Origin of the sequence: Providencia sp. PROV189 (genome assembly GCF_028480065.1) — a bacterium.
In the GTDB taxonomy this organism is placed as follows: Bacteria; Pseudomonadota; Gammaproteobacteria; order Enterobacterales; family Enterobacteriaceae; genus Providencia; species Providencia stuartii.
Genome location: NZ_JAMPOG010000039.1, coordinates 1 through 9,163 on the forward strand (window position 1 = coordinate 1; position 9,163 = coordinate 9,163).

Annotated in this window: 7 protein-coding genes; all 7 read left to right on the top strand. The window is 58.6% G+C overall.

What is annotated here, in order from left to right; genetic code table 11:
- Positions 1–60 precede the first annotated feature (60 nt).
- The 7 genes from PR833_RS17690 (at position 61) to PR833_RS17720 (ending at position 9,114) form a co-directional block, all read left to right on the top strand.
- Positions 61–546: a hypothetical protein gene (locus tag PR833_RS17690; RefSeq protein WP_004239705.1), complete on the top strand. Its 486-nt coding sequence runs from the start codon at positions 61–63 to the stop codon at positions 544–546.
- Positions 543–980, top strand: coding sequence for a TIGR03751 family conjugal transfer lipoprotein (locus PR833_RS17695; RefSeq protein WP_004245744.1), 438 nt, complete (start codon positions 543–545; stop codon positions 978–980). The genes PR833_RS17690 and PR833_RS17695 overlap by 4 nt, the downstream gene beginning before the upstream one ends.
- Positions 980–3,847: a conjugative transfer ATPase gene (locus PR833_RS17700; RefSeq protein ID WP_036972219.1), complete on the top strand. Its 2,868-nt coding sequence runs from the start codon at positions 980–982 to the stop codon at positions 3,845–3,847. The genes PR833_RS17695 and PR833_RS17700 overlap by 1 nt, the downstream gene beginning before the upstream one ends.
- Positions 3,848–3,941: 94 nt before the next feature.
- Positions 3,942–6,167: a trimeric autotransporter adhesin TaaP gene (gene taaP, locus PR833_RS17705; RefSeq protein WP_017827858.1), complete on the top strand. Its 2,226-nt coding sequence runs from the start codon at positions 3,942–3,944 to the stop codon at positions 6,165–6,167.
- Positions 6,168–6,245: 78 nt separating this feature from the next.
- A complete protein-coding gene (locus tag PR833_RS17710) occupies positions 6,246–6,686 on the top strand; it encodes a TIGR03757 family integrating conjugative element protein (RefSeq protein WP_036972221.1) in 441 nt (146 codons plus the stop codon).
- Positions 6,683–7,657: a TIGR03756 family integrating conjugative element protein gene (locus PR833_RS17715; RefSeq protein ID WP_036972223.1), complete on the top strand. Its 975-nt coding sequence runs from the start codon at positions 6,683–6,685 to the stop codon at positions 7,655–7,657. Before PR833_RS17710 ends, PR833_RS17715 begins: the two co-directional genes overlap by 4 nt.
- Before the next feature lie 14 nt (positions 7,658–7,671).
- On the top strand, positions 7,672–9,114 hold the full coding sequence (locus tag PR833_RS17720; protein WP_000973818.1) for an integrating conjugative element protein: 1,443 nt from the start codon (positions 7,672–7,674) through the stop codon (positions 9,112–9,114).
- Positions 9,115–9,163 lie beyond the last annotated feature (49 nt).

A 9,163-nucleotide genomic window follows, 5' to 3' on the forward strand; every position in this document is an offset into this window, starting at 1 on the left:
GCAGGGACGCCGGGTGAATTACGGTTTTTCACTGACAGAGGGTGAGGAAGGAGGTCTGGAGTGACGTATTTTGCGAAGCCGGGGGTGCTGGCTGTGACGCCGGTGACGTTTCCGCTGGTGTTTGTGTTCAGTGCCGGACAGGCCGGTTGTACTGGAAGTCATTTTTGCCTGACGGTGGCCGGTCATCAGGTGTTTGATGAGGAGCAACAGCAGCTGATTGCCGGCATGTCACCGGCGACGATACAGCTGGCGTGGCAGAGTACCGCCGGTGAGACGCCCGGGGCGGTTCTGTCTGTGGGCCGTCACCGGGTGGGGCTGAGTGACAACGACATTACCGTTTACCGGTTTGCCCCGCGGGATGAGGCGTGGCCGCAGGACAGTGACTGGGATCGCCTGCTGTACACCGTTTTTAAAGGGGAGGCGCCGGATAAAGCCGGCTGGCAATGTGTGCCTTTTTCACTATCTGAACTGAGCTGTCACGGTGAGTTTGCCCGGCTGACCTGCCGGGGGGCGATCCTGAAGGGCGCGGGAGGCGTCATATCATGAGAATGATGAAATGTGTGATGAAAAGCAGAGTGCTGTGCGCACTGGTGTTGTTGCTGGCCGGCTGTGCCACCTCCAAAGAGGAGCTGCTGCCGGCGGGAAACAGCGACATGATGGCCATCTGGTCCGGCAGACAGGCTGATCCGAACGGTGCGGCGGACAGCCGGACGGTGACGGAGACCGCCCGCAGCGCCCTGCGACGCGCCCTGACGAATGATGAAGCCGCGCGCCTTCAGCAGGCGGACACCGCGTATACCCGGACACAAAGCAGTGAGATCCATCAGCAGTTTCCGCGTCTGCCGAACCCGGACATGGTGATGTATGTGTTCCCGCATCTCTCGGCCGGCAATCTGCCGGTGCCGGGATACAGTACGGTGTTTCCGTTTTACCATCAAGTGCAGTATGCCCTGCCGGGTGAGCGTGTGGAGGGCTTGTGATGGGATTTTCATTATTCCGCTCACGCCGGAAAGCGCAGGCGGTTTCTGCTGAAAAAACGGATGAAAACAAGGCTGACAAAACCGTACACCGCAGTACACCGGCAGAGAATGCCGGTTTAGGCCGTCAGCCGCTTTCCCGGCCGGGAAAAATGACCCGGGCGGATGAGCAGAAGATTTACCATGCGAATCCGTCCTTTATTGATTACCTGCCCTGGGTGGAATTTCTGGATGAGGAGCAATGCCTGCTGCTTGATGACGGGATGTCGGTCGGGGCGGTGTATGCCGTTGAGCCGGCGCCGACGGAAGGGCGCTCTGCCGGCCGTCTGCTCGAAATCCGGGATGCGGTGGAGGATGCGCTTCAGGACAGTCTGGATGAGCATGATGATAACCCGTGGGTGGTGCAGTTTTTTTGTCAGGATGAGGACGACGTGAGCGTCACACTGGCCACATTGCGGGACTATATCCTGCCGGCGGCCCGGGGCACCGCGTTTACCGAAGCCTGGCTGACCGAAATGGCGCGTCATTTACGGGGGATTGCCCGTCCGGAAGGGCTGTTTAAGGACACGGAGGTGACCGGACAACCCTGGCGCGGACAGCAGCGCCGGACCCGGATGGTGGTTTACCGCCGGCTGGGGAACAGCTATACCGATCCGATGCCGCCGGTGGCGATGCTCAATCAGATGTGTGACCGGCTGGTCAGCAGTCTGGGCAGTGCCGGCGTGCAGTGTGTCCGCCAGGACGGGAGGCAGGTGCATCAGTGGCTGCTGCGTCATTTCAATCCGGCCCCTGACTGGGTGGACCGGGAGACGCTGTACCGGGAAGGGGCGTACTGGCCGGCGGCGGAGGAAGCCCCGGGCACCCTGCCGGTGCTGAAGGATTTTGCGGAAACGCTGTGGTTTACCCCGCCCCGGTCGGATGTGGAAAACGGCGTGTGGTGGTTTGATAACCTGGCGCACGGTGTGGTGAATATCGAAAAACTGCGTAAAGCCCCGGGGCCGGGGCACCTGACCGGGGAGCAGAAGCGCGGTGACAAAAATATCAATGCGCTGATGGACCTGTTTCCGGAAGGGACGATGCTGTCGATGACCATCGTCACACAGCCTCAGGATACGCTGGAGCAGGAATTTACCCGGCTGGGGAAAAACTCGGTGGGGGAAAACACCGACTCGCAACGTACCCGCCGGGACGTGGAAACCGCCAGAGGTTTACTGGGGCACCGCCATAAGCTTTACCGGGCCTCCCTGTCATTGCTGCTGCGTGCCGGCTCGGTGGAGGAACTGAACAAAAAGCGCGTGGATCTGACGGCCACGCTGCTGAATGCCGGTCTGGAGCCGGTGAAGCCGGAATATGATGTGGCGCCGCTGAACGGGTATCTGCGTGCCCTGCCGATGTGTTTTGACCCGCAGACGGATAAAAAACACTGGTATACCCGGCTGACCTGGGTACAGCACCTGGCCGGATTACTGCCGGTGACCGGGCGCACCAGCGGCACCGGGCATCCCGGCTGGAGTTTCTTTAACCGGGGCGGCGGGGTGCTGACCTTTGATCCGCAGAATAAACAGGATCGTACCCAGAATGCGCATCTGCTGTTATTCGGTCCCACCGGGGCCGGTAAATCCGCCACCTTATGCGCACAGTTATCGCAGCTGATGGCGGTCCGCCGTCCGCGTCTGTTTATTGCGGAGGCCGGTAACTCCTTTGGTTTACTGGCGGACTATTACGCCAGTCTGGGGCTGAGTGTCAATAAGGTCAGTGTCAAGCCCGGCAGCGGGGTGCGTCTGCCGCTGTTTGCGGATGCGCATCAGCTGCTGATGATGGATGAACAGCGTCTGGCACTGAATGCGGATGAACTGCCAGAGACGGACAGTGAATCTGAGGATGATGACGGGCAGCGTGACATTCTGGGGGAAATGGAAATCTCCGCCCGCATGATGATCACCGGCGGGGATGTGCGGGAAGAAGCGGAGCTGAAGCGGGCTGACCGGGCGATGATCCGCCGGGCGCTGATGGCGGGGGCCCGGGCGTCTTATGCCGCCGACCGGCAGATGCTGCCGGCGGATTTGCAGGAGGCGCTGTATGCCCTCTCCCGGGGGGAAGGTGAAGAGGAAGGGCGGGCATTAAATCCGCAGCGCCGGGCGAAAGCGGCCGAAATGGCGGAATCCCTGGGGATGTTTACCGAACCGGGCAGTTTTGAGCATGAGCTGTTTAATCTGCCGGGGGAGCTGTGGCCGGAGGCGGATGTGACCCTGATTGATTTGGGGCACCTGGCGCGGGAAGGGTATGAGGCCCAGATGGCGCTGACGATGGTGAGTCTTATCAACTCCATCAACAATATTGCCGAGCGGGATCAGTACCGGGCCCGGGACATTAATTTTGTGGTGGATGAGGCGCATATCGTGACGGTCAACCCGCTGTTATCCCCCTATGTGACCAAAGTGGTGAAAATGTGGCGGAAACTGGGGGCCTGGCTGTGGCTGGCGACCCAGAACCTCGATGACTATCCGGACTGTGCCGAGAAAATGCTCAATATGGCGGAGTGGTGGGTGTGTCTGACGATGCCGCAGAAAGAGGTGGAGGCAATCGCCCGCTTTAAGACGCTCAGTGAGGAGCAGAAACAGGTGCTGCTGTCCGCAGCCAAACTCTCCGGCTGTTACACGGAAGGGGTGGTGCTGGCGCGGAAAGTGGAGGCGCTGTTCCGGGTGGTACAGCCGAGCTTATATCTGGCGCTGGGGATGACGGAAAAAGAGGAGAAGCAGCAACGGCGGGTGCTGATGGAGCAATACGGATGCAGTGAGCTGGAAGCGGCGTTCAGGGTGGCAGATGAACTTGACCGGAAACGGGGGTTACCGCCCCGGGTGCCGGGATGATGAAACGGGTGGAGCAGGGAGTGGGTAAACCGTGTTGCAGCACGGCTTACCCGGCCGCTTCATTGGGTATGTTAAAAAGAGGAAACATGACGTCATGAAAACGACGGGAGTTAAAGTAACGCTTTTGTCGCTGGTTGTCAGTTATTCCTGCGCTTTACAGGCCAAAAACGTGTCACTGGGGGACACGGCCGTGGCCACGGGGCAGCACAGTACGGCTGTCGGTGAGGGCAGTATGGCGCTGGGGAACAATATGACGGCGGAACAGGCGCAGGCGGCGATGAAAGCCCAGAATGCCCTGTTGCAGAACAGGGCGCAGGCGCATGAGCAGTACATGCAGACGCAGGCCCTGTTTGACAGTAAATCGCTGGCGAACAGCAATATTCTGGAGCGTCAGGAAGCGATGAAACCGTTGTTGCAGCAACAGGAGACCCTGGCGGGTCAGCGTACCGCGCAACAGCAGCAGGTGACACAGGCACAGCAGGTCGCTGACCGGATGGCACAGATTTATGAACGCAATCTGGGGGCGGTTTCACAGATTGTGGATGAGAATTTTGTGGCGTTGTGGCAGCAGGGGCAGGCTGACCGTCTGGCTCAGGAAGTGAAAAAACGGGTTGAGCAGGATACGTCGGTCAGTAATGACACGCAGTTTTATGTCAGTTATGTTAATGCCTATATTGAAGCGAAAACCAGAAGTGCTCTGGTTAATGAAACCATCAAAGAGAAAACCGGTTCTCAGATTACGACCAACTATCAGGGTGTGGCCCTGTCCCCGGTACTGAGTGCCGGCCACAGTGATAAAGCGATGCTGTGGTCGGATGCGGTCACGGACAGCGAGCAGAAGAAACAATTATCCCGTTTACACCTGAATACCGCGGCCCTGAAGGGCGTTGCCGGTTATCAGGAAGAGCTGGCCAAAATCGCCCTGATCACCTCTGCGGACGGGAAAAAGAATCTGTATCAGGCTTATCAGAAAAATGCCCGGCAGCAAATTGAGCAGGGGCTCACCGGGGTGACAGAGGCCGGGAAGCAGATCCTGTCAGAGCTGTATCTGGATAACATCGATGAAGGCACCTTTAATCAGATGGTCAGCGGTATTTTCACCCGCTATGAGAATCAGCTGAACTACCTGATCCAGCTGGATAAGGTCAACAGTTTATCGCCGGACAGCCCGGATTATGCCAAAGAGTTACAGCAACTGCTGGTACTGGAAAGCCGTCCCCGGGATAACACCGTCGGGCTGAATACCAACCCGGAGGCGCTGAAACAAAAAGTGGATCAGTACCTTCAGGACAATGCGCTCAGTCACACACAGGCCATGTCGTCACAGGCCACACAGCTGAAACAGCAGTTATCGGCGGAAAAAGCCGTCACCGATCAGGCACTGAAGCAGGCAGAAACGCAACTCTCCCGGCTGGAAAAGGATCTCTCCGCGCTGGATACAAAGTTGTCTGATTTGCGTCCGACGCAATCCGAGCTGGAAAACATCCGGGATCTGGAGAAGGTGAAAGCCGAACTGGCGCAGAAACAGGCGGAATATCAGGCGGCGGATAAAGCCCTGAATGAGGCGCAGAGTACGCTGAGTCAGGGTAAACAGGCTGTTGCGGTCGGGGATAAGAGTCTGGCGCTGGGCGAAAAATCCGTGGCACTGGGTGTGGATGCCCGGGCGCTGGCGAAAAACAGTGTGGCACTGGGGGACGGCAGCCTGGCTGACCGGGATAACAGCGTGTCCGTCGGCCGTGAAGGTCAGGAACGTTTTCTGACGCATGTGGCGGCCGGCATTGCAAAAACGGATGCGGTCAACAAAGGGCAACTGGATGAGGAGCGGGATGCGCGTATTGCCGGCGATAAGCAGACGCTGAAACAGGCCATGGACTACACCGATGTGAGCATTCAGTACAGTGAGGCGAAGATAAACAAGCGGATTACGGAAGAGCAGCAGGCCCGTATTGAGGGGGAGGAACAGACCCTGGCGGCCGCAAACCGCTATACCGATGAGACGTTCGGGCAGGTGACCCACACGGTGCTGGACAATGCCCGGCAGTATACCGACCAGCGTTTCAGTCAGCTGGACAATAAAATCAGTCAGGTGGAGAAACGGGCCAATGCGGGGATTGCCGGGGTGACCGCAATATCTTCCATTCCGTATGTGAACAGTGAGCGTTTTTCGTTCGGGATGGCGATGGGGCATTACCGTGATGCACAGGCGATAGCCACCGGGGTGCAGTATAAGCCGACGGCCAATACCAATGTGCGCCTGAATGCGTCATGGAATAACGGCGGCGATACCAGTATCGGCGCCGGGTTTGCGGTGGGCTGGTAACCGGTGAAAACCCGCCGGTCACCGGCGGGTTTTGATGCGCTTTTCTTCTCTCACCGTTCGTTTGTGAGGACTGACCGAATGAAAAAACGATTTTTATCTCTTTCCGGATTGCTGATGCTGTCGCTGTCATACCTGCCGTTGACCGCCGGGGCGGCAGTGGTGCTGTATACCACGCAGGATGACGCTCTGCCGCAGACGGACATCCCGTTTGAGGTGGTGTATCTGGATGCGCCTGAACGCCTGCTGGATGAGGCCCTGCTTCAGCCGGGGACGGAACTGAGTGAAGCGGATGCCCCGCACATCACCGCCCTGTTACAAAGTCCGGCCTGGCAGGCCAGAGAAACGGCATTACGGCAGGCTTATCAGGGCGTGGTTCAGGCCTGGCAGCTGGGGGTGTCATCTCTGCCGGCGGTCGTCGTTGATGCGCAGTGGGTGGTTTACGGCACCACCGATATTGCACAGGCGGTGACGCAGATACAGCAGTACCGGGAACAACAGGAAGGAGGAGGTCAACCATGACCCGACAATCACATCGCCGGCGTCTGGCGGGGGCTTTGTTACTCGGTTGTTCACTGGTGCCGGTGGCGGAAGCCAGTCTGAGTACCGCCACTCTGGTCGCTTCTGCGGCCTCACCGTCGTGTATCAGCTGGCGTATCAGCGGGATTTGCTACTGGCTGAAGTGTGGCCGGGGCGGCTGCCGTATCCGGACATCTGTCCGGGTGTCACATTTTATTCCGCAGGCGGTGGTCTCGGCCTACCATGCCCCGGGTGAAAACCCGTGGCGGGAAATGTCACTGGTCAGCGGGGCGGCCGGCGGGATTGAAAATGCCGTGACCGGCGTGCTGAGCGGGGTATCTGCCGGGGGCGGAAACAGTGAACAGAAGTTTGAGGCAAAACGTAAAACCGCCCTGCACTTTTTTTATGCGGATGCTATCGGTCATCCGGCAACCACCCTTATCGGCGGCAGTATTCCGGGGTATTCCTGTGACAGCGCAGCCACACCGCTGTTTCCTTATTACCTGAGCACGCTCGACAGTGTGCCGTGGCGGCTCGGTGTGCCGGAAATGGCGTATCCGGAAGCGATAATTCCCGGGAAACGGGAAATCGGGGGGCAGAGCCGGGGCAACATGTGGGGAAATCTCTATCCGCGCAGCGGTTTTGTCAACCAGCAGGACGGGGATAAAGCGGCGGCTGTGGTGGCGCAGCGCGTGGCAGATATTATGACCCGCACCGGGCAGGCGCATACCTATGTGCCCCTGAAAGGCAACCGCCGGGATGGCTATTGGCCGCCGGACGCGGTGACGGAGAATACCGGGACAAAAAACCATAAATGGCAGCGCCTGTCGCCGGGGCTGAAAAACAGCTGTGCGGTGTTTCCGGATGAGGGCGGAGCACAGGCACAGGACGGTAATTATGCCTGGGCATTGTGGCAGCCGTACAGCTGCTGCAAGCGCATGGGGCAAAAATTTCTGTACAGCACAACGTTTTAAGCAGGGATTTTAAGATGATGAAAGCAAAACGACACACGTTTTTTCCGCCGGCGCTGACACTGATGGTGTTATGCAGTGTACCGGCATTTTCTGTCCGGGCCGGGCTGGATTTTTCTGCCGGTGCGAATGATATCGGCTACGGCGCAAATGTTTCCGGCGCGGTCTCCGACAAACTGTACTACAACCTGGGCGGCGGCACGGTGTTATCCCAGCCGCCGGGGCGCAGTAATCTGCAACGTCTGGGGATGAGCATGGGCTGGAACAGTGATCTGATGTGCGGCAATTTTGATATCAAAACCACGGTGGGCAACCAGCTGAACGGGGTGACGGCCGGCTTTAAGAATCTGATGAGTGAGGTGATCCAGAATGCCACCGGGGCGGTGGCCAGTCTGCCGGCGATGGCTATCCAGCGGGCGAATCCCGGCCTGTATGAAATGCTGACCAACGGGGTGTTGCAGGCTAATGTGGCGTTTGATAAGGCGCAGCTGAACTGTCAGAACATGGCTAAACGGATGATGGACTTTTCAGAAAATAATCAGTGGACGCAGGCGGCGATCCTCGAAGAAGCAAAGAATATCATCAATAACAGTGACGGGGATGCGGTAAAAACTGACCAGCAAATTCAGCAAAGCAGTGGCGATAAAGGGGTTGTATGGATAGGCGGGAAACAGCGCGGTGGGGTTGGTCAGCCTGCGATTCAGCCGGCGCAGGATTTTGCACAGGCCGGCTTTAATATCATGAACGGTCTGCCGGCAACCAGTACGGCCCCGGTGCCGGCCGGCCAGTGTAACGGAGCCGCTTGCAGGCGCTTTGCCAACAGTGAGGAAGCCGCTCAGGTGGTCACACAGGTGCTGGGCAGCAAATCGGTCCGCACCTGCACCAATCCGGCGGATTGTCAGAGCGGCGGTGAGGCGGAGCAACCGGGCAGTTCCCAGCCAGGAACCGGGCTGGCACCGGTGCTGGAGACCACCACCCGGGAAAATTTGGAACAGCTGCATAAACTGGTGAACAGCCGGGGCGCGGTCGGGGCGGCAGAGTTGGCGAAACTGAAAACCGGCAGCCTGACGGTCTCCCGGGGGGTGATTGAAGCGCTGCGCCGGGATCCGGATAAAACGGCATTAACACAGCGTCTGGCCGGTGAGCTGGCGATGGCGGACACGATGGAGCTGGCGCTGACGATGCGCCGGATGCTGATCACCGGCCAGGGGGAGCCGAATGCCGGTAATTTTCCGAAAGCCCAGGAGATCGGTAACCAGTCGGTTGACCAGCTGGATCGCGAAATCGGGATGCTGCAAACGGAAATGGAAGTGCGTAAATCCATTGCCAATAACGCGATGCTAACGGTGATTGAGCGTGATCAGCAACGGACACAGGCGAACCCTGCCACCCAGACCCCAGATAATACGGATGTGCGTGTACAGGGACTGGAGCAAAACAGTGACACCGGAGGACGTTAAATGACGAAAGGAAAAACCGGGCGCCGGTTATGGCCGGTGCTGAAAGTAA

Coding starts and splice junctions, on each gene's coding strand:
- PR833_RS17695 (WP_004245744.1), top strand. CDS start 543: ATGAGAATGATGAAATGTGTGATGAAAAGCAGAGTGCTGTGCGCACTG.
- PR833_RS17700 (WP_036972219.1), top strand. CDS start 980: ATGGGATTTTCATTATTCCGCTCACGCCGGAAAGCGCAGGCGGTTTCT.
- taaP (WP_017827858.1), top strand. CDS start 3,942: ATGAAAACGACGGGAGTTAAAGTAACGCTTTTGTCGCTGGTTGTCAGT.
- PR833_RS17710 (WP_036972221.1), top strand. CDS start 6,246: ATGAAAAAACGATTTTTATCTCTTTCCGGATTGCTGATGCTGTCGCTG.
- PR833_RS17715 (WP_036972223.1), top strand. CDS start 6,683: ATGACCCGACAATCACATCGCCGGCGTCTGGCGGGGGCTTTGTTACTC.
- PR833_RS17720 (WP_000973818.1), top strand. CDS start 7,672: ATGATGAAAGCAAAACGACACACGTTTTTTCCGCCGGCGCTGACACTG.